This window comes from Brooklawnia cerclae, from assembly GCF_011758645.1.
GTDB lineage: Bacteria > Actinomycetota > Actinomycetes > Propionibacteriales > Propionibacteriaceae > Brooklawnia > Brooklawnia cerclae.
On sequence record NZ_JAAMOZ010000001.1, the window covers coordinates 1,721,758 to 1,744,104 of the forward strand.

23 protein-coding genes and 1 pseudogene are annotated in these 22,347 nt (G+C 67.6%); 11 read left to right on the plus strand and 13 right to left on the minus strand.

The window, feature by feature from the left end:
* Positions 1 to 5 precede the first annotated feature (5 nt).
* Positions 6 to 737: a potassium channel family protein gene (locus tag FB473_RS07970; protein ID WP_167166259.1), complete on the plus strand. Its 732-nt coding sequence runs from the start codon at positions 6 to 8 to the stop codon at positions 735 to 737.
* Here FB473_RS07970 and FB473_RS07975 read toward each other — a convergent pair.
* Genes FB473_RS07975 through dut form a run of 3 tightly spaced genes read right to left on the minus strand, consistent with a single transcriptional unit; the run spans position 709 to position 2,463 of the window.
* Positions 709 to 1,101, minus strand: coding sequence for an OB-fold nucleic acid binding domain-containing protein (locus FB473_RS07975; RefSeq protein ID WP_167166260.1), 393 nt, complete (start codon positions 1,099 to 1,101; stop codon positions 709 to 711). The genes FB473_RS07970 and FB473_RS07975 overlap by 29 nt on opposite strands.
* Positions 1,088 to 1,927 carry a DUF3710 domain-containing protein gene (locus tag FB473_RS07980; RefSeq protein ID WP_167169306.1) on the minus strand — a complete coding sequence of 280 codons (840 nt, stop codon included), beginning with the start codon at positions 1,925 to 1,927 and terminating at the stop codon, positions 1,088 to 1,090. Before FB473_RS07980 ends, FB473_RS07975 begins: the two co-directional genes overlap by 14 nt.
* Positions 1,927 to 2,463, minus strand: coding sequence for a dUTP diphosphatase (dut, locus tag FB473_RS07985; RefSeq protein WP_341770072.1), 537 nt, complete (start codon positions 2,461 to 2,463; stop codon positions 1,927 to 1,929). The genes FB473_RS07980 and dut overlap by 1 nt, the downstream gene beginning before the upstream one ends.
* A 54-nt stretch (positions 2,464 to 2,517) precedes the next feature.
* On the opposite strand from dut, the gene FB473_RS07990 reads away from it, so the two are divergent.
* On the plus strand, positions 2,518 to 2,808 hold the full coding sequence (locus FB473_RS07990; protein ID WP_341770073.1) for a DUF4235 domain-containing protein: 291 nt from the start codon (positions 2,518 to 2,520) through the stop codon (positions 2,806 to 2,808).
* Between the two features lie 144 nt (positions 2,809 to 2,952).
* On the opposite strand, the gene FB473_RS07995 is transcribed toward FB473_RS07990, so the two are convergent.
* A complete protein-coding gene (locus tag FB473_RS07995; RefSeq protein WP_167166267.1) occupies positions 2,953 to 3,249 on the minus strand; it encodes a DUF4193 domain-containing protein in 297 nt (98 codons plus the stop codon).
* A gap of 213 nt (positions 3,250 to 3,462) precedes the next feature.
* Between FB473_RS07995 and sepH the strand changes: the two genes are divergently transcribed.
* The gene (gene sepH / locus FB473_RS08000; protein ID WP_279588571.1) at positions 3,463 to 4,557 is read left to right on the plus strand and encodes a septation protein SepH; all 1,095 of its coding nucleotides are present in this window, start codon (positions 3,463 to 3,465) and stop codon (positions 4,555 to 4,557) included.
* Positions 4,558 to 4,584: 27 nt separating this feature from the next.
* Here the strand turns inward: sepH and FB473_RS08005 are convergent, their stop codons facing one another.
* Both FB473_RS08005 and FB473_RS08010 read right to left on the minus strand, forming a co-directional pair.
* On the minus strand, positions 4,585 to 5,736 hold the full coding sequence (locus tag FB473_RS08005) for an alkaline phosphatase family protein (RefSeq protein WP_167166270.1): 1,152 nt from the start codon (positions 5,734 to 5,736) through the stop codon (positions 4,585 to 4,587).
* Positions 5,733 to 6,317, minus strand: a complete 585-nt coding sequence (locus FB473_RS08010) for a DUF5998 family protein (protein ID WP_167166272.1) — start codon at positions 6,315 to 6,317, stop codon at positions 5,733 to 5,735. The genes FB473_RS08005 and FB473_RS08010 overlap by 4 nt, the downstream gene beginning before the upstream one ends.
* A gap of 93 nt (positions 6,318 to 6,410) precedes the next feature.
* On the opposite strand from FB473_RS08010, the gene FB473_RS08015 reads away from it, so the two are divergent.
* From FB473_RS08015 to FB473_RS08030, 4 genes are all read left to right on the plus strand, one after another.
* Positions 6,411 to 7,457 carry an App1 family protein gene (locus FB473_RS08015; RefSeq protein ID WP_167166274.1) on the plus strand — a complete coding sequence of 349 codons (1,047 nt, stop codon included), beginning with the start codon at positions 6,411 to 6,413 and terminating at the stop codon, positions 7,455 to 7,457.
* A 126-nt stretch (positions 7,458 to 7,583) separates the two neighbouring features.
* Entirely contained in the window at positions 7,584 to 10,034 is a 2,451-nt protein-coding gene (locus tag FB473_RS08020) for a DNA gyrase/topoisomerase IV subunit A (RefSeq protein WP_167166276.1), read from the plus strand.
* 92 nt (positions 10,035 to 10,126) lie between these two features.
* Positions 10,127 to 10,621 (plus strand): beta-class carbonic anhydrase, encoded by a 495-nt coding sequence (locus tag FB473_RS08025; protein ID WP_167166278.1) that lies wholly within the window; start codon positions 10,127 to 10,129, stop codon positions 10,619 to 10,621.
* Between the two features lie 43 nt (positions 10,622 to 10,664).
* The gene (locus FB473_RS08030; RefSeq protein ID WP_167166279.1) at positions 10,665 to 11,633 is read left to right on the plus strand and encodes a DUF368 domain-containing protein; all 969 of its coding nucleotides are present in this window, start codon (positions 10,665 to 10,667) and stop codon (positions 11,631 to 11,633) included.
* Positions 11,634 to 11,765: 132 nt separating this feature from the next.
* Here FB473_RS08030 and FB473_RS08035 read toward each other — a convergent pair whose 3' ends face one another.
* The 4 genes from FB473_RS08035 to FB473_RS08050 all read right to left on the minus strand — a co-directional run bounded on the left by FB473_RS08035 (position 11,766) and on the right by FB473_RS08050 (position 16,615).
* The gene (locus FB473_RS08035; RefSeq protein ID WP_167166281.1) at positions 11,766 to 12,365 is read right to left on the minus strand and encodes a GNAT family N-acetyltransferase; all 600 of its coding nucleotides are present in this window, start codon (positions 12,363 to 12,365) and stop codon (positions 11,766 to 11,768) included.
* A 35-nt stretch (positions 12,366 to 12,400) separates the two neighbouring features.
* Positions 12,401 to 12,967, minus strand: a complete 567-nt coding sequence (locus FB473_RS08040) for a hypothetical protein (protein ID WP_167166283.1) — start codon at positions 12,965 to 12,967, stop codon at positions 12,401 to 12,403.
* 85 nt (positions 12,968 to 13,052) lie between these two features.
* Positions 13,053 to 14,372, minus strand: a complete 1,320-nt coding sequence (locus FB473_RS08045) for an MFS transporter (protein WP_167169316.1) — start codon at positions 14,370 to 14,372, stop codon at positions 13,053 to 13,055.
* Between the two features lie 152 nt (positions 14,373 to 14,524).
* Positions 14,525 to 16,615: a toprim domain-containing protein gene (locus FB473_RS08050; protein ID WP_167166285.1), complete on the minus strand. Its 2,091-nt coding sequence runs from the start codon at positions 16,613 to 16,615 to the stop codon at positions 14,525 to 14,527.
* 198 nt (positions 16,616 to 16,813) lie between these two features.
* On the opposite strand from FB473_RS08050, the gene FB473_RS08055 reads away from it, so the two are divergent.
* The 3 genes from FB473_RS08055 (at position 16,814) to FB473_RS08065 (ending at position 18,451) form a co-directional block, all read left to right on the plus strand.
* Positions 16,814 to 17,011: a DUF7455 domain-containing protein gene (locus tag FB473_RS08055; RefSeq protein WP_167166287.1), complete on the plus strand. Its 198-nt coding sequence runs from the start codon at positions 16,814 to 16,816 to the stop codon at positions 17,009 to 17,011.
* A 62-nt stretch (positions 17,012 to 17,073) separates the two neighbouring features.
* Positions 17,074 to 17,532 (plus strand): aminoacyl-tRNA deacylase, encoded by a 459-nt coding sequence (locus FB473_RS08060; protein WP_167166289.1) that lies wholly within the window; start codon positions 17,074 to 17,076, stop codon positions 17,530 to 17,532.
* Between the two features lies 1 nt (position 17,533).
* On the plus strand, positions 17,534 to 18,451 hold the full coding sequence (locus FB473_RS08065) for an aspartate aminotransferase family protein (protein WP_167166291.1): 918 nt from the start codon (positions 17,534 to 17,536) through the stop codon (positions 18,449 to 18,451).
* A 67-nt stretch (positions 18,452 to 18,518) separates the two neighbouring features.
* Here FB473_RS08065 and FB473_RS08070 read toward each other — a convergent pair whose 3' ends face one another.
* On the minus strand, positions 18,519 to 18,812 hold the full coding sequence (locus FB473_RS08070; RefSeq protein WP_167169319.1) for a hypothetical protein: 294 nt from the start codon (positions 18,810 to 18,812) through the stop codon (positions 18,519 to 18,521).
* Positions 18,772 to 20,190, minus strand: a pseudogene (locus FB473_RS08075) (RNA polymerase sigma factor); the annotation flags it as partial. The pseudogene FB473_RS08075 and the gene FB473_RS08070, both read right to left, overlap by 41 nt.
* A gap of 290 nt (positions 20,191 to 20,480) precedes the next feature.
* Between FB473_RS08075 and FB473_RS08080 the strand changes: the two are divergent.
* Positions 20,481 to 21,416, plus strand: a complete 936-nt coding sequence (locus tag FB473_RS08080) for a sigma-70 family RNA polymerase sigma factor (protein ID WP_167166294.1) — start codon at positions 20,481 to 20,483, stop codon at positions 21,414 to 21,416.
* A 15-nt stretch (positions 21,417 to 21,431) separates the two neighbouring features.
* On the opposite strand, the gene FB473_RS08085 is transcribed toward FB473_RS08080, so the two are convergent.
* Entirely contained in the window at positions 21,432 to 22,325 is an 894-nt protein-coding gene (locus FB473_RS08085; protein WP_167166296.1) for an acyl-CoA thioesterase domain-containing protein, read from the minus strand.
* Positions 22,326 to 22,347: the final 22 nt, after the last annotated feature.

Here is a 22,347-nt window from a genome sequence, read left to right on the forward strand (position 1 = left end):
GGAACATGCGAGTGTGCATTGTCGGTGCCGGCAACGTCGGACGATCGATCGCCCGAGAGCTCATCGCCAACGGTCACGAGGTGCTGCTGATCGAGCGCGATCCCCACGCGATCAAGTCCGACACCGTTCCCGAGGCGGAGTGGCTGCTGGCCGACGCCTGCGAGATGGACTCCCTGGAGGAGGCCGACCTGCAGACGTGCGACGTCTCGATCGCGGCCACGGGTGACGACAAGGCCAACCTCGTCCACACCCTTCTGGCGAAGACCGAGTTCGGCGTCCCGCGCACCGTCGCCCGGGTCAATCACCCCGGCAACGAATGGCTCTTCGACGATCAGTGGGGGGTCGATGTGGCGGTCTCCACGCCCCGCATCATGTCGGCCCTGGTCGAGGAGGCCGTGTCGGTCGGTGAGATCGTCCGGCTGCTGACGTTCAAGAAGGGCGCATCCAACCTGATCGAGCTGCGTCTGCCCGACGACAGCCCGGCGGTCGGCAAGCGGGTACGCGACATCGAGTGGCCGATGCGGGCAGTGCTCGTCGCGGTCATCCGCGACGGCACCCCGTCGAACCCCGAGCCGGACGCCGCGCTCGAGGCCGCCGACGAACTCCTGTTCGTGAGCGATCCCGAGGCGGAGGCGCTCCTGCATGCCATGCTCGCGCCCAAGAGCGAGCCCCCGGTGGTCAGCCGCACGGCGGCTCCCAGCGCCGCGATCAGGCGAGCAGCTCGTAGGCAGGGTTGAACACGGCGAGTCGCCCGTTGTAGTCGGCGATCATGCCGCTCACGCGCAGCTTGGTCCCGGGGTCCACTCCTGGGATCAGCCGCCGGCCCATCCAGATGAGCAGCAGCACCCCGGTGCCGTCGCGCAACTCGGCCTCCAGCCACGACCGCCCGTTGCGGGGGTTTATCGTCAGGACGCCCACCGTCCCCTGAACGACACCCCGGGTTCGCGGACGCAGGGACGCGATGGTGGTGGCTCCCGAGTCGATGGCCTCACGCGCCAGCTCCTCGTTGGCGAGTTCCTCGGACGACGCCAGCAGCCTGCGCAGTCTGCGCAGGCCGCCGGGCAGCGTGTCCGCGGCGGGACGCGGCCTAGTCCTGGGCATCGGCGGTCGGGGCTTCGGCGTCCCCGTCTCCCCCGGGAACCGAGGTCGCGAGCGACTTCGGCAGGGTCATGGGGATCAGGTCGCCGGGGACGCGGGGCTCGTTGTCGCGGCGCACGACCGTGTTGCTGAAGAACTCGTAGAGCAACTCGCTCGGCCCGTCGATCCCCTCCGCCTGGGCCGCATCACCCATGATCACGCCGCGGAGCAGCCACTTCGGCCCCTGGGCGAACCAGGTGCGTGACACGTGGTAGACCCTGTTGCCCTTCGGGTCGTTCAGCGGTATGACGCGGCGCACCTCGGTGCCGAAGGGACCTTCGACCAGTGTCACCGTCCCCCCGGCCTTCTCGGTGGCCGCGGACATCTCGTCACGGATCTGCCCGAGCGTCGAGGTGTGCGCAGGTGCCGCGAACAGGGCCACCTCGATGGCCGACGGCCCCGCCTTGACCAGCGCCGCCTGCACACGCCGTGTCTGCTGGTCGACCTGCAACTGCATCTGCATGCCCTCGAACGGGGTCAGGACGACGCAGCCGAAATCGAGCCGTTCGACCTCGTCGGCCTCGAGATCGACCTCGCTGATGTCGAACGGGCCGTCCTCACGCCAATCCTTGCCGGCGTCCAGGGCCTCCCACTCGTCGGCGGGTTCCGCCGCTGCAGGCTCGTCGTCGGTGGGGGTGTCCTCCTCGGCGGCCTCGTCGTCGGTGGCCTCGTCCAGCGCCCGTGCGGGTGATTCGTCGTCCTCGTCCGGGTCGTCCTGCGTGAGGTCCTCGTCCTCGACGAGGTCAGTGTCGCTCGATTCAGCCTTCTTGTGCCTGAAACGGCCAAAGATCACGATCTCTCCCCCTTGTCGGTCCCCTCAAGACTAGCGGGCGGCCGAACCTGTCCCGACGCGGCGGACCATGCCTGAACACCCCCCGTGGAACCATAGCCACCCGAGCCCCGGACGGTGTCCGGCAGCTCGTCGACGGCGACGAACACCACCTGTTCCACGCGCTGGACGATCAGCTGGGCGACGAGGTCGCCGCGGTGCAACTCGATGGGAGTGTGACGATCGGTGTTGAGCAGGCAGATCCTGATCTCGCCGCGGTATCCGGAGTCCAATGTGCCGGGGGTGTTGACGATGGTCAGGCCGCTGCGCGCTGCCAGTCCCGACCTCGGATGCACGAACCCCGCGTATCCGTCGGGTAGGCCCAGAGCGATCCCTGTGGGGACGACCACTCGCTGCCCGGGCTCGATCACCACGTCGACGGCCGTCGCGAGATCGGCGCCCGCGTCGCCGGGGTGGGCGTACCGCGGAACCGGCAGTTCCGGGTCGATCCGCCTGATCTCCACCCTCACCGCAGTGGGCTGCTGCTGTTCGCTCACGCACGCAAGGGTAGTGCACCCCTCCGGGCCGGTGCAGGGCCTAGGATGGCGCACGTGACACGCAACGCGGCCGAGGAGGACCCGATGGCCAACATGGAGTTCAAGATCGTCGCAGGTCTGCTGGGGGGCGTCGCGACGTTCGCGGCGCAGAAGCTCATCAGCCGCGGATGGACGACGATCACCGGCCAGGAGCCCCCTGATCCCGACGATCCCGAGGCCTCGACGGTGTCCGCCGTGGCATGGGTGGCCGCGAGCGCTGTCGGCGTGGCCGTCGTCCAGGTGCTCGTCCGGCGATTCGCAGCGAAGCGGTACTCGGGAATCGGCCGGCACTCCGTGGGGCAGTAGACGGCCGGGGATGCCGGGACGGGCAACACAAAGGCCCCCTCGTCCGTGAGGCGCGCTTTCACCAGCGCCACTCCACGAACAGGAGGCCTTCACTCGTCGCCCGGTCGCCCGCGACTCACATCGCGGCGTCCCGGGGCATCAGGTCTATACGCAATCCACGCAGTACTCCAGATCGCCGCGCTTCTCCGCGAGTTGGCTGCGGTGCTTCACGAGGAAGCAGCTCGCACACGTGAACTCGTCGGCCTGCCGAGGCAGCACTCGCACGGTCAGTTCCTCGTGCGAGAGATCCGCGCCGGGTAGCTCGAACGCCTCGGCAGCCTCGACCTCGTCCTCGTCAACCTGGCCCGAGGCCTTGTCGTTCCGGCGAGACTTCAGTTCTTCGAGAGAGTCCTCGCTCATCTCCTCATCGGTCTTGCGAGGAGCGTCGTAGTCGGTTGCCATCGTGCCCTTCCAAGAAGAATCAAGATTTCGCCGCAGGGCGCCGATTATCGCCCCCCGCGTCGATGCATGTTGTACCATACCCGCACACACAAGACACCCAGGGGCTGGTTTATTCCCACCAGCAACGGCGCGGCTGTGGCATGGGTTTGCGGGGTGAGCGGTAGGTTACAGGCAAGGCCGTTCGGGCGTCCACGCGCCCCTCGGCCGAGAGGCATGAAGCACCAGGAATCACCAGGAGACCGGCACATGGAAAGCGCCTTGACGCCGCGCGAGATTCAGGCCCGGATTCGCGGAGGCGAATCGCTGGCCGACGTCGCGCAGGCGGCCGGTGTCCCGGTCGAACACATCGAACCCTTCGCGGGTCCCGTCCTCGCAGAGCGCGAACACGCCACGCTGCAGGCGCGGGGCGCTCAGGTCCGGCGCCGCAAGGAATCGTCCTCGCCGCGGACGCTGGGCGACACGGTCGAGGACGCCCTGGCGAAGGCACGCGTCGAGAGCGACCAGATCAGCTGGGACGCCTGGCGCGACGAGAACCGGCACTGGACCGTGCGCGCGACCTGGGCCGTGGACGCCACGTTGCACCATGCCGACTTCGACTTCGACCCACGGGGCCGCTATTCGGTCGCCCGCAACGCCGAGGCCCGTTCGATCATCGGCGATCGTCCTCCCACCCCGGTGCGCACCGCCGATCCGGACGCCGAGCCCACCGTCGACCTCCACGACGAGTTGGCCATCGTCCGCGTCGTGCAGGACGAGACCGAGCCTCCGGCCGTCGTGCCGGACGTCCCCGCGGCCCGCATCATCAAGCTCCCCTCCCATTCGCAGAACCCAGCGGACGACGAGCACGAGCCCGACGACTACACCCCGGCCGAGCTCGAGAAGGTGGACGGGGTCTACGACATCGTCCCCAACCCCCACAGCGACATGGACGTGCTCTACGACATGCTCGCCGGTTTCAACGAGGACTCGGTCCGCATCTACACGGGCCTGACCCAGCCCATCGCGACCCAGCCGGACCCCCAGCAACAGGCGCCCGAGACGCGGCAGGAGGCTCCGGGCCCCGCCAAGCGCACGCGCACCCGGCGCAACCGCCCTGACAAGCAGGAGTCACTTCCCGCCGAGGCGGCCGCCGCACCCCACCCGTCCCCGGACGCGGCGCAGCCCCCCGCCGGGGACACCGAGCACAAGGCCCAGGACGACAACAAGCCGGACGACCACGAGCAGGGCCCTCGCAAGCACCGCAAGCGCCGGGCCTCGGTGCCCAGCTGGGACGAGATCATGTTCGGTGGTCCCCAGCCTCCCGACTGATCGGTCGCCGCCCGTCGGGCTCGCGAGTCAGGCGATCAGGAGCGGCACGCGCATCTCGACGGCGCTGAGCGAGGCATGCTGCCCCACGAGGCTCAACTCCCCCGGACGCTGCCAGGTCATCACCGACCAGTCCCCTCGCATGGCGACGAGCACATCGCCGATACGGTTGACGACGGGCTCGTCCAGCGGCCCGAACCAACCCTGTTCGACAGCTTCCTCGCGACGCCTCACGATCGCCCGCTCCCCCAGCCGTTTGGCCCACTGGGCCGCCACGTCCGCGGGCCTGTCGGTGTAGAGCTGCCGGAACCTGCCCTCCCCGCCCACCAGGTCGACGCCGCTCGACAGGCCCGGGGTGTCCTCCAGCATGATGTGGTGGTGGCTGGGCACGTCCAGCATCCCGTGGTCGCCGGTCACCAACAGGCGGGTGCCCGGGTCGAGGCTCGCGCGCAGCTGCTCGATCCAGGCATCGATCGTGTCGAGGGTGTCGCGCCACAGCGACGACTCACAGCCCGATCCGTGTCCCACATGGTCGAGCCGCCGCTCGTACGCGTAGACGAACGACCGATCGGCCCGGCGGGACGCCTCGACGACCCGGGAGATCCTCGTGTCGGCGTCCGTCTCGTCGTCGAGCCCGACGAAGTGGCCGCCACGCAGCCCCGCGAGCGTCAGCCCCGAGTTCGCGAAGGTCGCCAACGACACGGTGGTGGACGCGATTCCCGCGGCCGCGAAGATCTCGAACCACGTCGGATGCGGTTGGAAGGCGACAGGGTCGAGCCTGTCGTCCCACAGCAGGGCGTTGATGACCTCGCCGAGAGCCCGGAACGAGTACCCGACGATGCCGTGCTCGCCGGGGGGCAGACCCGTGCCCAGAGTCGTCAGGGAGGTGGCGGTGGTCGAGGGGACGGCACTCGTGAGCTCGGGCGAGCCGTGGAGCAACTGCGCCAGGAAGGGGGCGCGCTGACGATTCCGCTCCAGGAGCTCGCGCCCCAGGCCGTCCACCATGACGAGCACATAGCGTTCTGCCCGCGGCAACCCGAGCACGTCGGTCGTTCCGGCGTCCGGCAGGAGGTGGGCGGCGATCGAGGGCAGCAGATCTGCCAGGGTCGAGCGGCCGTACCCGGGCAGGACGATGCCGCCCGGCTGCTGAACGGTGGGCGACGGCTTGGCGATCACGCTCATCGCACCTTCTGCTGCAGAGCCGTGCCGAACCTGACCAGGCGAGCCACGTTCTCGGCACCATCGGCGGCCGAACTCATGCGCACCACCATGTCCTCGCCCACATCGGAGCCGGTGAAGCCGTGGTCGGCCTCGCAGGTCGGGTCGCCGCACGTCGCGGGTTCCAGGTCGATGCGGCGCATCGTCTCCCAGCTGAGCGTCAGCCAGGTCTCCACCACCTGGGAGGAGGACGTTCCGAAGCGCTCAGGGTTCGCGGCGACCCGCGTCAGGGCGACCGCGCCGAGCAGCCGGAGCGGCACGGACTCGGTCGAGCTGATCGCCGTGGCCCCCGCCGGGTCGTCGGTGTTCTCGTCGGTGTGGCTGACGATCAAGCGGGTCGGGGTCAGCACCAGCACCGACAGGTGGCGGCTGATCCCCTCGTGGGCGAACGTCGCCTCGTGGTGCACCAGATACTCGTCGACGCGCTCGTCGCCGAGCCCGAGGGCGACGGAGTCGGCGACCAGCTGGGGGAAGAACCCGCAATCGGTGATCTCCCGGGCCAGTTCCCGCGGCAACTGTCCCCACTCGGCCGGTGTGTCTCGCATCACCCGCCCCATCCTGCCACCAGGAGGCGCATGTTGTCCGTACGCGAGCCCATGGTGCACCTCCGCCCGGTACTCCTCGCTAGTCTGGGCCTCATGAGGTCTCGCCAGTTCGTCGGGCTGCGGATCGACGACTTCGTCACCCGGCACATCGTCCGGTTTCTCCGGCGTCGGGGCTGGCGAGAGACGATCGTCCCCTTCACCGGGTACGGAACCGCGGAGCACGTGCGCGTCATGGGCCGGCTGGTGTTGCGGCCGACGAAACCGCGCACCTATCTCGGCATGTACGCCGGGCAGTTCCTGAACCAACGCGGTTGGCGCAACTTCGTGAGCATCCCGGTTCCCCGGCGTCCGGCGACCATCCAGGTGGCCGGCAGGCAGTTGGAGGTCGTCACCGACCGGAGCGGCTACATCGACGTCGCCGTGCGCACCGCAGGCCTGTCTGCGGGCTGGCAGGACGTCACGATCAGCACGGACGAGGCCTCCGCCACCCCGGCACCCGTCCAGGTGGTGTCGTCCGACGAGGGGTTCGGCCTGATCAGCGACATCGACGACACCATATTGTCGACATGGCTGCCGCGCGCGTTCCTCGCGGCGTGGAACTCCTTCGTCCTCACCGAGGGCAACCGGCAGGCCGTCCCGGGCATGGCACGGATGTACCAGCAGTTTCTCGCCGAGCATCCCGGGGCCCCCATCGTCTACGTCTCGACGGGATCCTGGAGCACCTTGCCGTTCCTCAACCGTTTCATGAAACGGCACGGCTTCCCCAAGGGCCCCATGCTCCTCACCGACTTCGGACCCACCGAGGCCAGCTGGTTCCGCAGCGGACCGCAGCACAAGAGGCACTCTTTCGCCGAACTGGCCAGGGATTTCCCGAACATCCGCTGGCTGATGGTCGGCGACGACGGTCAGCACGACCCCGCGCTCTACCGCGAGTTCGCCGAGTTGCGACCCGACCGCGTCCGTGCGATCGCCATCCGCCGGTTGTCGCCCACCGAGCAGATCCTGGCCCACGGCACGGCATCGCTCCTGCGCGACAACGCTGATCTCCGCTGGGATTCCCCGGTCGTCCCCGAGGTCCTCGGGGCCGACGGGGACGAGCTGGCGCCGCGCGTGAGCAGGGCCCTGAAGGAGCCCGACTAGCGTCGGCCCACGGCCGTTTCCCGTGCCGCGCGGGTGTCGGAACACCCCGATCAGGTTGAAAGCGGCACAATTCCCTGAGGGCCCTTTCCTGGGATCCGCGACAAGAGCAGGAGATACGTTCGTCCGATGGCCAAGAAGACACCCACCGACGTCGAGGAGATCGAGGAACGCATCATCGATGTCGACGTCTCCGCCGAGATGGAGACGAGCTTCCTCGAATATGCCTACTCGGTCATCTACGCCCGGGCCCTGCCGGACGCACGCGACGGGCTCAAACCGGTGCAGCGCCGCATCCTCTACACGATGCACGACATGGGTCTGCGTCCCGATCGGCCCCACGTCAAGTGCGCCCGCGTCGTCGGGCAGGTGATGGGTCTGCTGCACCCCCACGGCGACTCCGCCATCTACGACGCGCTCGTCCGCCTCGGCCAGGACTGGTCGATGCGCCTGCCCACGGTCGACGGACACGGGAACTTCGGCTCGCTGGACGCGGGCCCGGCCGCCTACCGGTACACCGAGTGCCGGCTGGCTCCCGCAGCGCTGGCCATGGTCGACGGGCTGGACGAGGACACCGTCGACTTCCGGCCCAACTACGACGGGAAGGAGCTGGAGCCCTCCGTCCTGCCCGCGGCCTTCCCGAATCTCCTGGTGAACGGCGCGACCGGTATCGCCGTCGGCATGGCGACGAACATCGCGCCGCACAACCTCGTCGAGGTGGTCGGTGCCCTGAAGCACCTTCTGCGCAATCCCGAGGCCGAGCTGGACGAGCTGATGCGGTTCATCCCCGGCCCCGATATGCCGACGGGCGGCACGATCATCGGCCTGGACGGCGTCCGCGACGCCTACGCGACCGGGCGCGGCACGTTCAAGCTCCGGGCGAGTGCCCGTATCGACCAGGTGAGCCCCCGCAGGCGCGGGATCATCGTCTCCGAGCTGCCCTACGGCATCGGCCCGGAGAAGATCATGGAGCAGATCAAGGACCTGGTGCAGCGCAAGAAGGTGCAGGGCGTCGCCGACGTCAAGGACCTCACCGACCTGACCAACGGGACGAGGCTGGTCATCGAGGTCAAGAACGGCATCAACCCCGACGCCCTGCTCGCCCAGCTGTACAAGCTCACCAAGCTGGAGGACTCCTTCGCCATCAACGCCGTCGCCCTGGTCGACGGGCAGCCGCGCACGCTCACCCTCAAGGAGATGCTGCAGGTCTACCTCGGCCACCGCCTCGACGTCACCTTGCGGCGCACCCGTTACCAGTTGGGGCGTGCGAACGATCGCCTGCATCTGGTCGAGGGCCTGCTCATCGCGATGCTCGACATCGACGACGTGATCGCGATCATCCGCAGTTCCGACGAGGTCGCCGAGGCCCGCGCACGCCTGATCGAGGCCTTCGAGCTCTCGGAGGCACAGGCGAACTACATCCTCGACCTGCAGTTGCGCAGGCTCACCAGGCTCAGCCGGATCGAGCTCGAATCCGAGCGCGACGAGTTGCGCAAGCGTATCGCCCACCTCACGCAGATCCTCGAGAGTCCCGAGGTGCTCCACCGGTTGATCAGTGACGAGCTGGACGAGGTGGTTCGCAAGTTCGGCACACCCCGGCGAACGGTGCTGCTCACCGACTCCGGGGCGGCCACGTCGGCCGCGGCGGCGGCCCCCCTGGAGATCCCCGACGACCCGTGCTGGGTGGTGCTGAGTTCGTCCGGGCTCATGGCACGCCTCGACGTGGACGGCGATCTCTCCGCCGCCCAGGGCCCTCGTTCGCGCCACGACGCCGTCGTCGCAGCGATCCGCACGACCGCCCACTCCGAGTACGGGGTGCTCACCTCGTCGGGACGGCTCATCAAGGCCAAGGCGATCGAGCTCCCGTCCCTGCCCGCCACGGCCACGTCACCCAACCTCAAGGGGGGTTCGCGCGTCACCGAGTTGATCCCGCTCGACAAGCACGAACGTGTGCTCGGGCTCACGTCGCTCGGGGACGGGTCGCCGGGCCTCGCGTTGGGCACCCTCCGCGGCGTGGTGAAACGCGTGAACCCCGAGATACTGGCGAGCAAGGACTCCTGGGAGGTCATCAACCTCGCTCCCGGGGACGAGGTCGTCGGGGCCCTCGAGCTCAAGGACGAGTCCGACGAACTCGTCTTCGTGACCTCCGATGCACAGCTTCTGCATTTCCCCGCCGCCTCCGTGCGTCCACAGGGACGCGGCGGCTCGGGCATGGCCGGCATCAAGCTCGGCCGGGACGCCCGCGTCGTCTGGTTCGGGGCGACGCCGGCCACCGACGCCGTCGTCGTCACCGTCGCGGGCAGTTCGGACTCGCTGCCGGGCACGGAACCCGGCACCGTCAAGGTGACGCCGTTCGACGAGTTCCCAGGGAAGGGACGTGCAACCTCCGGCGTCCGCTGCCACCGGTTCCTGAAGGGCGAGGACGCGCTGATCCTCGGATGGGCCGGGCCCGCCCCCGCGATCGCCGCGGCGGCATCGGGCTCTCCTGTCGATCTGCCGCCCGCCGACGACAGGCGGGACGGCTCCGGGACACCGGTCGCCCAGCCTGTCGCCGCTGTGGCCAGCAGGCTGGTGAGGTGACGCGCGCCTCCATCGGCGGGCGCTCCTTCGCACCCGGTCGGTGTCGGTGCGCGCCTGCGCCGACGGACTCACCCGCTACATAGGCTGGAAACATGACCGGATTCAACGACCTGCTGGACGCCAACGCACACTACGCGGCGAGCTTCACCGGACGTCCGCTCACGGGCAAGGCCCAGGCGGGCGTCCTCGTGCTCACCTGTATGGATTCCCGGATCGATCCGCTGGCGATCCTCGGGCTGCGGGTCGGGGACGCCAAGATCCTGCGCACACCCGGCGCCCACGTCACCCCGGACGCCCTGGCCGGATGCGTGCTCGGCGTCCACCTGCTGGGGGTCGACCGGGTCCTCGTCGTCGCCCACACGCGGTGCGCCATGGCATCGTCCGACGACGCCACCCTGCGCGAACGCGTCACCCGCGCCAGCGGCCTGGATGCCACAGGTCTCGGCTTCGGTGCCGACGTCGACCGACTGGGACGGCTGGGTGCCGACGTCCGCGAGCTCACAACCCACCCGTTCATCGGATCGTTCGCCCAAGTCGGAGGTTTCGACTACGACGTCGACACCGGACGGCTGACTCAGGTGGTGTGAGCGGTCCGGGTAGGATCATCCGCGACCACGACGAAGGATGAGAATGAGCGAATCGACCAGCCCGCAACACCTCGACCCGGCCACCGCACCCCCCACCAGTTACCTGGACGAGCCCCAGACGATCGGCAACTGGTTCATCAGACTGGTCAAGGGCATCCTCGTGGGCATCGGGTTCATCCTTCCCGGCCTGTCCGGGGGCGTGCTGGCCGTGATCTTCCGGATCTACGACCCCATCATCCGGTTCCTGGCGAAGCCTCAGCATCGTTTCATCCGCAACGTGATCTACTTCGTCCCGATCGGCATCGGGATGTGCATCGGCGTCGTCCTGTTCTCGGTGGTCGTCGACGCGGCCTTTGGCAAGTACGCCGCACAGTTCATCTGCCTGTTCATCGGCTTCGTCGTGGGCACCTTCCCCTCCCTGTTCCGGCAGGCGGGCAGGCATGGCCGAGGACCTCTTCACTGGGTGATTCTCGCCGTGGCAGCCGTTGTCATCTTCGTCATCATGCTCGTCGGCGGGCAGTCGCTCATCGACGTGACGCCCAGCTTCCTCGTCTGGCTCGCTTCGGGAGCCCTCATCGGCCTCGGCGTCATCGTGCCGGGCATGAGTCCCTCGAACTTCCTCATCTACTTCGGTCTCTACGACAAGATGGCCGCGGGCATCAAGGACTTCGATTTCGGCGTCATCGTGCCGCTGGTCGTCGGCCTGGCCGTGTGCGTCCTGCTGTTCGCCAAGGCGGCAGCCTGGGCCTTCGACCGCTACTACGCGGGCATGTACCACTTCATCCTCGGCATGGTGGTGGGGTCGTCGCTGGCCATCTTCCCCACCGTCGTGTTTCCCGCGTTCACCGACGAGGGGCTTGCCACCAGCGGTCTGAGCCTTGGCGGGGCCGTGGCACTCGCCTTGGTGCTCTTCGTGGTCGGCACCGTCGCGTCCTGGCTGTTCAGCAAGGTCGAGGACAGGGTTTCGGTGCAACGCGAGGCGCTGGAGGCCGCGGCCCAGGGCACCGATTGACCCCTGTCGGGACGCCGGTCGAGCTCGCCGGAGCCGGCCGTGACAGAGCTTCCTCAAATTCTCTACGCCGAACGCGCGACTACGGGCGATACCGAATGGGAGCGTTCTGCAGCGCAATTTGAGGAAGATCTTTCACGACACCGCCGCGTCACAGGGGCGGTGTCGTACCCTCGAACGCCATTCGTCGGCCAGCAGCGCGTAGGTCATGCCGTCATGCCAGTTCCCGTCCCGGTGAAGCGACTCCCGCACGTAGTGCGCTTCGCGGCGCAGGCCGATCTTCTCCATCACGTGCCACGACGCCGTATTGTCCGCGAAACACTCCGCGACCACGCGGCGCAGTCCGAGCCCATCGAAGCAGATCGCCAGAGCCTCGGTAGCCGCCTCTGTGGCGATTCCCTGGCCCTGGGCTTCTGGATGCAGCGTCCAACCGAGTTCGGCCTGGAGCCGACGGGCCTGGTCGGCGACCTCGGCCTGCGCCCACGCGTCCTGCTGGTCGATCTTGAGGTTGCCGACGACACGACCGTCGTACTCGATCGCCAGCCATCTCCGACGGCGCTGCTCGAACTCATCGGGGAACGATTCCCAGGGTGCCGGGATCGAGGTGAGCCACCGATGGACCTCCGGCAGCCGTAGATAGTCGTGAATCGCCCTCGCGTCCGCGTCGACGACCGGACGCAACGTCAGCCGCTCGGTGCGGCGGGGCCAATCGAGGTCTGCCAGAGTGACGATCACGCCGGAAGGCTACACCGGCCGCGAGCGTGGGGCGCTCACGCCCGCAGGCCCCGGGAAAGGCTGAGGACGGTGAGGCGGCACTCCTCCGAGTCCACGTCCGCCAGCCACCGAAGCGGCAGGATGATCGTCTGCCCCTGGGCCAGTGGCCCGATGTCGCGCACGGGCAGGACGCAGATGCTCACCATCCCCACCCCAGGAATCTGCCGGTTGACGGCGATGTCGTAGCACACATCGCCGAGCATCCCGATCGCGGATGCCTTCGCGGAGGTCTGATTCTCCCACTGCTGCATGATCGGCTTCGTGGTCCGCCGATGGTCGGCTTCCAGTTTTGTGAGTTCTCCCACAGCCGCGATGCTGGGCAGCGGCAATTCCCCCGCCGCCTGGATCGCCAGCAGCTCGTACCACCAGGCGACCCATTCCTTCTCGCCGATGACGATCGACGAGGCCGGCGGGGTCACGAGATCAAGCTCTCCGGGGATCAGAAGGCCCGCCACGCGCAGCCCCGCAAGGCGCCGGTAGATCAACGCCAGGACGAGATAGAAGCACTTCGAATCAACTTGGAATCCGTCGCCCCGGAACTGATCTCTTCCGTATTCGAACACGAGAACTCCTCTCCCCCGCCTTTCGCGCGGCCCCGGGATCGGTCACGGAGCCCTCCGAAAAAAGATACCCGTGACGGGCCCTCGATCAGCTGATCGCGTGATGCTCGGTGTGCTCCTTCACGGGGATCATGACGATCAGCCCGGCGAGCAGGACGAGCACGATGCCGAGGATTCCCCAGTACTGCGTGTTCTGGCCGCCCGTCACCGCTGCTCCCACGGTGATCGCCGCGCCAAACAGCAGGGGCGACAGGAACGACACCACTCGTCCGGTCGTCGCGTACAGGCCGAACACCTCGCCGGTCCTGCCGGCCGGCACCAGGCGTGCCAGGAAGCTCCGGGAGGCCGACTGGGCCGGGCCGACGAACATGCACATGATCAGGCCGGCGACCCAGAACACGGTCGCTCCGCCGTCGTGGAAGGCGAAGATCACGATTCCCGACGCCACCAGGGCGATCAGCGAGATCATGATCACGCGCTTGGGGCCGAGCTTGTCGTCGAGCAGGCCGAGGGCGATCGTCGACAGGCCCGCCACGATGTTGGCCGCCGCCCCGAAGATCACCACCTCGCCGCTGCTGAAGCCGAATGTGCCGGCCGCGATCACGGCACCGAAGGCGAACACGCCCGCCAGGCCGTCGCGGAACAGCGCCGAGGCCAGCAGGAAGAAGACCGTGTGCCGGCTCACGTCCCACAGCCGCCGGACCGTGTTCCACAGTTCGGCGTAGGAGGCCACCACCGGTGCGAGCCAGCGCCAGATGACGGCGGGCTGCCGCGTGTTCCACCGATCGATCCCCGGGATCGGACGCCGCGTGGTCGCAGGACGGTCGTGCAGGGCCAGGAACGTCGGGATCGTGAACAACAGCGTCCACACGCCGCACACGACCATCGACACGCGGATGTCCATGCCGTCTGCGCCCGTCACGCCGAACAGGCCGACCTCGGGCTGGATGAACAGGAAATACAGGACGAGCAGGACGACGATGCCGCCCAGATAGCCCATCCCCCAGCCGAACCCCGAGACGCGTCCCACGTTGCGTTCGCCGGCGACCTCGTCCAACAGGGAGTTGTAGTTGACACCCGCGATCTCACTGACGACCGAGCCCACGGCCAGCAGCCCCAATCCCAGCCACAGGAACGCGGGTTCGGGCCGCACGAAGAACAGCGCCGCCGAGATCAGCGCCAGCGTCCAGGTGAGGGATCGCAACACGGTCACGGTGCGCCCGCTGCGATCGGCGGTCTGCCCGAGCACCGGGGCGGCCAGCGCGACGAAGAGCCCGGCGAGTGTGGTCGACAGGGACAGGGCCTGCGAGGTGGCGTTCGTGTCGCCGAACGCCGAGCCGGTGATGTACACGCTGAACACGAACGTGGTGATCACCGTGTTGAAGGGTTGGGTTCCCCAGTCCCACATCGCCCAGCTGACGATCTTCTTCCGGGAGATGTCCTTGGGGGCGGCCAACGCCGTGGCCGGGGCTTGCGCAGTGGTCTCGCTCACGACCGCAACGTACAGCCTCCCGGTGAACGGTGGGCAAACTCCCACATTTCTGGTCGGACAAGCCTGGTTCAGGCGTCGATGCGCTCGTCGTCCAGCTGGTAGGCACCCTCGATGATGAACTCTCGCCGTGGGCCGACCTCGTTGCCCATGAGCATCTCGAACGTCTGTTCCGCGATCATGGCGTCGTCGACGGTCAGCCGACGCAGCATGCGGCCGCGGGGGTCCATCGTCGTCCCCGCGAGTTGGTCGGCGTCCATCTCGCCCAGCCCCTTGTACCGCTGCGGTTCCTTGAACGCCTGTCCCTTCTTGGTCAGCTCGGCGAGTTTGCGCTGGTACTCGGGGTCCGAATAGGTGTAGACGAACTTCGGCGTCCCCTTCTTCGGGTTGATCAGCTCGAACCTGTGCAACGGCGGCACCGCGGAGAACACGCGCCCGGCCTCCACCATGGGACGCATGTAGCGGAAGAAGAGCGTCGCGAGCAGGCAGCGGATGTGGGCGCCGTCCGAGTCGGCGTCGGCCATGAAGATGACCTTGCCATACCGGGCCGCGTCGATGTCGAAGGTCTTCCCGGATCCGGCTCCGACCACCTGGATGATGGACGCGCACTCGGCGTTCTTGAGCATGTCGCCCACGCTGGCCTTCTGCACGTTGAGGATCTTGCCGCGGATGGGCAGCAGCGCCTGGAACTCCGAGTTGCGAGCGAGGTTGGCCGTCCCGAGAGCCGAGTCACCCTCGACGATGAACAGTTCGGAGTGGTCGACCGAGCCGCTGCGGCAGTCCTTCAGCTTCGGCGGCAGCGTGGACGACTCCAGCGCGTTCTTGCGACGCTGGTTCTCCTTGTGGACGCGCGCGGCGACTCTCGTGCGGGACGCGTTCACCACCTTCTCCATGACCAGGCGCGCCTGCGGGCGCTCGTTGGCCTTGGTCGAGCCCAGGAACCTGCCCAGTTCACGCTCCACGACGCCCGCGACCAGGCGGGTCACCGGCGGGGTGCCCAGCACCTCCTTCGTCTGCCCCTCGAACTGCGGCTCGGGCAGCCGCACCGTGACCACGGTCGTCAATCCTTCGAGGACGTCGTCCTTGGTGATCTCCTCGCCGCTCTTGAGCAGCCGCGTGCCCTCCAGGCCACCGACGAACGCCCTGAGCAGACCGCGTTCGAAGCCCTGCACATGCGTGCCGCCCTTGGGCGTCGCGACGATGTTGACGAACGAGCGCTCGACCGTGTCGTACCCGGTTCCCCAGCGCACCGCAATGTCGATGTCCAGTTGCCGCTCCACGTCGGTGGGAGTCATGGCGCCGTCCTCGTCCAGCATCGGGACGGTCTCGACGAAGCTCTCGGTCCCCTGGATGCGGACGATGTCGGTCACCGGCGGGTCGGAGGCCAGGAAGTCCGCGAACTCCGAGATGCCGCCCTCGTGCCGGAACAGTTCGGTGACCGGTTCCTCACCGCGGGCATCGGTCACGCGCAGTTCGAGCCCCGGCACCAGGAAGCTGGTCTGACGGGCCCGGTCGACGAGCTGGTCGACCGACAGCTGTGCGTCCTTGAGGAAGATCTGGCGATCCGGCCAGTACCGGACGCGGGTGCCGGTGACGCCCTTGGCCACCTTGCCGACCTTCCGCAGTCCGTGCGCGGTGGTGAACGGCGCATCAGGCCCCTCGCCGTCGAACACGCCCGGAGTCCCCCGGCGGAAGCTCATCGCCCAGGTGGCCCCGTTGCGATCCACCTCCACGTCGAGACGCGAGCTGAGTGCGTTCACGACGGACGCACCGACGCCGTGCAGGCCGCCGGTGGCGTTGTAGTTGCCGGTGCCGAACTTGCCGCCCGCATGGAGCTTCGTGTAGACGACCTCGACACCCGACAGCCCGGTGCGGGGCTCCGTGTCGACCGGGATGCCGCGCCCCTGGTCCCCGACGAAGATCGACCCGTCGGCGTCGAGCGAAACATCGATCGTCCGGCCGGATCCGGCGAGTGCCTCGTCCACCGCGTTGTCGATGATCTCCCACAGGCAGTGCATGAGGCCGCGGGTGTCTGTGGAGCCGATGTACATGGCCGGACGCTTGCGTACGGCTTCGAGGCCTTCGAGGACGAGCAGGTTCTTCGCCTCGTATTCTCGTCCGGGAAGACCGGGGCTGTTGGTCGTGTTGGTCCGTGGTGGCACGGCGTGAAGCCTACCCGGAACCGCACCGGGAGCCCTTGAACGACGCCGGGGGGTTCGTCACGCAACCGCAACGTGATCGTGACGCGCCGCTGATGGTGCCCGCTTGGGTGACAGGTAGTGTTGTGCGCGGGGAACAAACCCGAAGACGTCACCGTTGTGGTGGCGACCGGGTGATATCCCGGGTTGAGGAGGAGCACGATGAACACCAACGTGGTCGATGACCAGACCCTGACCGCCGCCGACCGCTGCGACCGCTGTGGGGCGCAGGCCTACCTTCGCGTAACGCTGCCCACCGGTGGCGAACTCCTCTTCTGCGCCCACCACGCACGGATGCACGAGGACAAGCTGAAGCAGGTCGCCCTGCGAATCCATGACGAGACCGATCGGCTTCGCTGACAAGAAGAAACGTGAGACGGCCCGGCTCGAACGAGCCGGGCCGTCTGCTATGTGGAGAACAGATGAGTGAAGAACGCGCCCTGGGCGCGATGAAGCAATTGGGGTTGGAACAGGTGGTGACCCGCCACGGTCGCGTCGAGTCGCTGGAGGAGGCGGCCAAGCTGCGCGGCATCCAGCCACGGGACATCGTCAAGACCCTGGTGGTCCGGAGAGGCGATGACGACTACCTGTTCGTCCTCGTTCCCGGTGACCGGGAATTCAGTTGGACGAAATTGCGGACGCTGCTGGGCGTCAAACGGCTCTCGATGCCGGACGCAGGCACCGCCCGCGATGTGACCGGCTACGAGCGCGGAACGATCACCCCGTTCGGGGCCACCCACGCATGGCCCGTGATCGCCGACGCATCGATCCCGGGGCGGCGGATCTCGATGGGCGCGGGTGCCCAGGGGGTGTCCGTCAGCCTGAACGCCGATTCCATGCTGACGGCGCTGAACGCCACCGTCGCCGATATCAGCAACTGACATGGACTGGCCCGGCGACGCGACTCTCACGGCGTTCGGGCGCCAGGCCCTGTCGCTGGTCGCACAGGAACTGCGGAAGTTCCGGGTGACCTCGCTGCTCGCCCCCGACTACTACTGCCCCACCATGCTCGTCCCGTTCTCCATGGAGGGGATACATGTACACGTCGTGGAGACCGGCCACGACTGCCTGATGCGTTCACACGCCTTGGACGAGGCGCTCCGCACGCATCGTGGAAGCGCCGTCCTGCACTGCGAGACGTTCGGCAGCCGGGCGGACGAGGAACTGGCGGACGTCCTGTGCACGGCACGACAGGCGGGAACCAAGGTCGTGATCGACCGGACGCACAGTTGGCCGGAGCCGGGCGAGGACTCCGGCGACTACATCGTGGCCAGCCTGCGCAAAATGGTCCCGACACCCGACGGCGCCTACGTCACCGGGCTGCGGCTGCCGCCCCGGGTGATCCCCAACGAGGCGACCCGCCGGGCCACGCGTGCGCGGATGAGTCATCTGGCGAACCCCACCCTCGAGACCTTCGAGGCGGCCGAGGATCTCGCGGACGACGCCTGGGTGCCCGCTCCGCCGAGTCTCGAGGCGATGAGCCGCGTCGACGAGTTCGACCACGAGTCCGACCGGACGCAGCGAGCGCGCACGGCCGCGGCACTGAGGCATGCGCTGACCGGGATGGACATCGTCAACCCGGACGCGTCGTGCTGTGTGGCGCTCAGCCATCCCCGCGCGCACCAGATCATGGACACGCTGGCGGCGCGCGGCGTCCACGGACCGATCTATTGGGGCCAGCCATTGCATCTGCCCCACACACGGCGATGGCGGGACGATGTGTTCACCCTGCCCGTGGACGAGCGATGGGCCGGACGCGAGGACGAACTCGCCTCCTGGGTGCGGCAGGCCGCCGGCTGACTAGGCGACCGCGCCGGACACGACATCGAATCGACACCTGCGTCGCCAGCCCAGGGTCCGCCTTCGACTACGAAGGATTCGCCATCACCAGCCGCAGGACAGTGTCCTCGATGAGTTCGCGGACCCGCGGCGAATCGGCCTCACCGAGCATGTCCCGCCCGAACATCGCACGAAACGTCCACCGATGCTCTGCCCGGTTGAGCACCAACGCGGACAGAACTTCATGGACGTCGAGGGCCGTCGGCGCGTTCGGGCCTGTGCGGAAGGCTCCCGACTGTCTGCCACGGTCACGACCACATGGCCCACGTCTGGCTACCGACTCATTCCAGGTAGTCGCGGAGGATTTGCGACCGGGAGGGATGACGCAGCTTGCTCATCGTCTTGGACTCGATCTGGCGGATCCGCTCGCGAGTGACTCCGTAGACCTTGCCGATCTCGTCGAGGGTCTTGGGCTGCCCGTCGGTGAGACCGAACCTCATCGACACGACGCCCGCCTCGCGCTCCGAGAGCGTGTCGAGCACGTCGTGCAGCTGCTCCTGCAGCAGGGTGAAGTTCACCGCGTCGGCAGGGACGATGGCCTCGGAATCCTCGATCAGGTCGCCGAACTCCGAATCGCCGTCCTCGCCCAGCGGGGTGTGCAGGGAGATCGGCTCGCGTCCATACTTCTGAACCTCGACGACCTTCTCGGGGGTCATGTCGAGTTCCTTGGCCAGTTCCTCGGGAAGGGGCTCGCGCCCCAGGTCCTGCAGCATCTGGCGCTGGACGCGGGCGAGCTTGTTGATGACCTCGACCATGTGCACCGGGATGCGGATGGTGCGCGCCTGATCGGCCATGGCCCGGGTGATCGCCTGCTTGATCCACCACGTCGCGTAGGTGGAGAACTTGTAGCCCTTGGTGTAGTCGAACTTCTCGACCGCGCGGATCAGGCCGAGGTTGCCCTCCTGGATGAGATCGAGGAAGAGCATGCCGCGTCCGGTGTAGCGCTTCGCGAGCGACACGACCAGGCGGAGGTTGGCCTCGAGCAGGTGGTTCTTGGCCCGCCGCCCGTCCTCGACGATCCACTCGTAGTCGATGCGGTCCTTGTCGCGGACGTTGTCCTCGCCCAGCTGCTCCTCGGCGAACAGACCGGCCTCGATACGCTTGGCGAGGCTGACCTCCTGCTCGGCGTTGAGCAGTGCCACCTTGCCGATCTGCTTCAGGTAGTCCTTCACGGGATCGGCCGTGGCACCCGCCGAGACCACCTGCTGCTCGGGCTCGTCCGCGTCGTCGGAGTCGGAGAGGTTGAAGCCCTCCTCCTCGGCATTGATCTCGGCCTCGTCCTTCTCCGCTTCCTTGGAGTCGAACTGGGTGTCGTCCACCTCGTCGAGGTTTCGCTTCTTGCCCCCAACGGTGAGGACGACATCGTCGCCGTCACGCTGCACCGTGACATTCACCAGCTTCTCGTCATCGGCGGACGCCCCGGCTGTGGGCTTGGTCGTCGTCTTCGACGTCTTGCGCGTCCGTCGAGCGCTGCCGTTGGTCGTCTTGCCGGTGCCGGACCTACCCATACTGCTGCTGCTCCCTGTCTGCTTGGCGGTCGTGGCGGACTTGGTGTCGCCTGAATCAGCGACGTTCGTCGTCTCCGGCGCCTTGCGCCCGGATCGGCTGCCATTGGCCGAGGCAGTCACCGACGTGGCGTCGTCCTTGACGGCTTTTGTTCGGCGAGTGCGCCGACCCGTCGGGGATTCCGTGGTGGAGGCAGCCTGATCGATGATGCTTGGCGTCACAAGTGGCCTTTCGGAAGCCGTGTACCATGAGGGCGCACCCAACGCCGATGGTGTCAAGCGCGCTTCGTTCAATAGTGCCACGTACACCAAGCCGGAACCGAACCGGGTCGTCGCCCTCCGGTTGCTGCCCACAGCGGCCCGCCATCAGACCCCAGTCGCACCCCGCCCCCGAATCGATCCCGTTTCCAGCTTTTTCACGGCTTGGGTGAATGAAATCGGTCGTCTTTTGCGTTACACAGTACGAGCAACAGAAAGGCATGCCCATGGACTCGAAGACTCGTGTGCGCAGCAACGACGGCATCGACGGCAAGGACTCGGTAGGTCTCTACCTCGAATCGATCGCCAAGACGCCGCTGTTGAGCGCCGAACAAGAGGTTGAACTGGCACGCCTGATCGAAGCCGGCCAGTACGCCCAGGCCGTTCTCGACGGTCGTGCCGAGCGCACCGCGCAAGCGACCGACGACGAACTCGAGCTCGTCGCTCGCGAGGGTGAACAGGCCATGCAGCACTTCGTCCAGGCGAACCTTCGTCTGGTGGTCTCCGTCGCACGCAAGTACGGACGCTCGCAGATGCCGCTGCTCGATCTGGTGCAGGAAGGCAATACCGGCCTGATCAGGGCAGTCGAGAAGTTCGACTACACCAAGGGTTTCAAGTTCTCCACGTACGCCACATGGTGGGTGCGCCAGGCCATCAGCCGCGGCATCGCCCAGCAGGGACGCATCGTCCGGCTTCCGGTGCACGTCGCCGAGCAGGTCAACCAGATCTCCGCCGTGCGCCGCAACCTGGAGCGCACGCTCGGACGCGAACCTGAGGTGCAGGAGATCGCCCGCGAGCTCGACGTCGAAGAGGACAAGGTCGTCGACCTGATCCGCTACAGCCGAGAGCATGTGAGCCTGGACGCCCCGGTTGAGGAGGACGGCGACACCTCGCTCGGCGACCTGATCGCCCGCGAGACCGCTCCCGGCCCCGACGAGGTCGTCCTCAGCCAGGAAGACCGTGAACGGCTCGACACCATGCTCGAGGGCCTGGACGAGCGTTCGGCGGATGTCGTCCGCCGCCGCTACGGCCTGCTCGACGGCCGCCAGGCGAAGTTGTCCGACATCGGCCAGGTGTGGGGCATCACCGCTGAGCGCGTCCGCCAGATCGAGCGCGCCGCGCTCGTGCTGCTGCGCGAGCGCACGTCGGTGTCGGTGGGCTGACCACCCCTCACCGCGTCATTTGCTGAACCCGTCGCTCCCCGAGATCTCCGTGGTCTCGGGGAGTACGCGTATCAGGCCCTCCTGGGACGCGGAGCCCACCATGATCCCGTTCTGGAAGAGCCTGCCGGTCGAGTATCCGAGCGAACTCGACGCCGTCGGCGAGATCTGGTCGTACAGGATCCACTGGTCGGCGCGGAACGGCCGGTGGAACCACATCGTGTGATCGATCGACCGCACCATGAGACGTGGGGACGTGAAGTTGACGGCATGAGGGACGACACTCGCGCTGAGCAAGGTGATGTCGGACAGATAGGCCATGACCGCTTGATGCAGCCTGAGGTCGTCGGGCATGGCATCGGTCGTCCTCACCCACACGCGTAGGTGGGAGCTGTGCACGCGCGGGGTGATCTGATGGGACGCACCGGAGTCGCCCGCGAACCGGACATCGAGGGCGTTCCATTCGTTCCACAGTTCCGAGGCGCCGAACCGCTCGACCATCACATCGCGCAAGGACGGGCACTCCTCGGGCAGCGGGGCCGGCTGTGGCAAGGGATCGGAATGCTCCAGCCCGTCCTCGGGCACATGGAACGACGCCGACATCCAGAAGATCACACGACCGTCCTGCATCGCGATGACCAGGCGGGAGGCGAACGTCCGCCCGTCACGCACCCTGTCGACCACGTACTCGATGTCCTGGTCGGCCACGCCGGGACGCAGGAAGTAGGCCCCCAGATGGTGGGCCACCTGTTCGTCGCGGACCGTGGCATAGGCCGCCATCAAGGCCTGGGCCAGCACCTGGCCCCCGAAGGTCCGCTGCAGATGGGTCGACAGGTGGGGGCCGATGAACAGGTCGTCGTCCGCGGGCACGACATGAAGTAGTTCGATCAGTTCGGCAGTCGTCGCTGGCACGCCACCAACCATGCCACAACTC

Bases quoted from the DNA above. Each gene is read 5' to 3' on its own strand.
- FB473_RS08020 (WP_167166276.1), top strand. From the start codon at position 7,584: ATGGCCAAGAAGACACCCACCGACGTCGAGGAGATCGAGGAACGCATC.
- FB473_RS08030 (WP_167166279.1), top strand. From the start codon at position 10,665: ATGAGCGAATCGACCAGCCCGCAACACCTCGACCCGGCCACCGCACCC.
- FB473_RS08005 (WP_167166270.1), bottom strand. From the start codon at position 5,736: ATGAGCGTGATCGCCAAGCCGTCGCCCACCGTTCAGCAGCCGGGCGGC.
- FB473_RS08065 (WP_167166291.1), top strand. From the start codon at position 17,534: ATGGACTGGCCCGGCGACGCGACTCTCACGGCGTTCGGGCGCCAGGCC.
- FB473_RS08060 (WP_167166289.1), top strand. From the start codon at position 17,074: ATGAGTGAAGAACGCGCCCTGGGCGCGATGAAGCAATTGGGGTTGGAA.
- FB473_RS08045 (WP_167169316.1), bottom strand. From the start codon at position 14,372: ATGTGGGACTGGGGAACCCAACCCTTCAACACGGTGATCACCACGTTC.
- FB473_RS07995 (WP_167166267.1), bottom strand. From the start codon at position 3,249: ATGGCAACCGACTACGACGCTCCTCGCAAGACCGATGAGGAGATGAGC.
- FB473_RS08010 (WP_167166272.1), bottom strand. From the start codon at position 6,317: ATGCGAGACACACCGGCCGAGTGGGGACAGTTGCCGCGGGAACTGGCC.
- FB473_RS08080 (WP_167166294.1), top strand. From the start codon at position 20,481: ATGGACTCGAAGACTCGTGTGCGCAGCAACGACGGCATCGACGGCAAG.
- FB473_RS07970 (WP_167166259.1), top strand. From the start codon at position 6: ATGCGAGTGTGCATTGTCGGTGCCGGCAACGTCGGACGATCGATCGCC.
- FB473_RS08055 (WP_167166287.1), top strand. From the start codon at position 16,814: ATGAACACCAACGTGGTCGATGACCAGACCCTGACCGCCGCCGACCGC.
- sepH (WP_279588571.1), top strand. From the start codon at position 3,463: ATGAAGCACCAGGAATCACCAGGAGACCGGCACATGGAAAGCGCCTTG.
- FB473_RS08015 (WP_167166274.1), top strand. From the start codon at position 6,411: ATGAGGTCTCGCCAGTTCGTCGGGCTGCGGATCGACGACTTCGTCACC.
- FB473_RS07975 (WP_167166260.1), bottom strand. From the start codon at position 1,101: ATGCCCAGGACTAGGCCGCGTCCCGCCGCGGACACGCTGCCCGGCGGC.
- FB473_RS08025 (WP_167166278.1), top strand. From the start codon at position 10,127: ATGACCGGATTCAACGACCTGCTGGACGCCAACGCACACTACGCGGCG.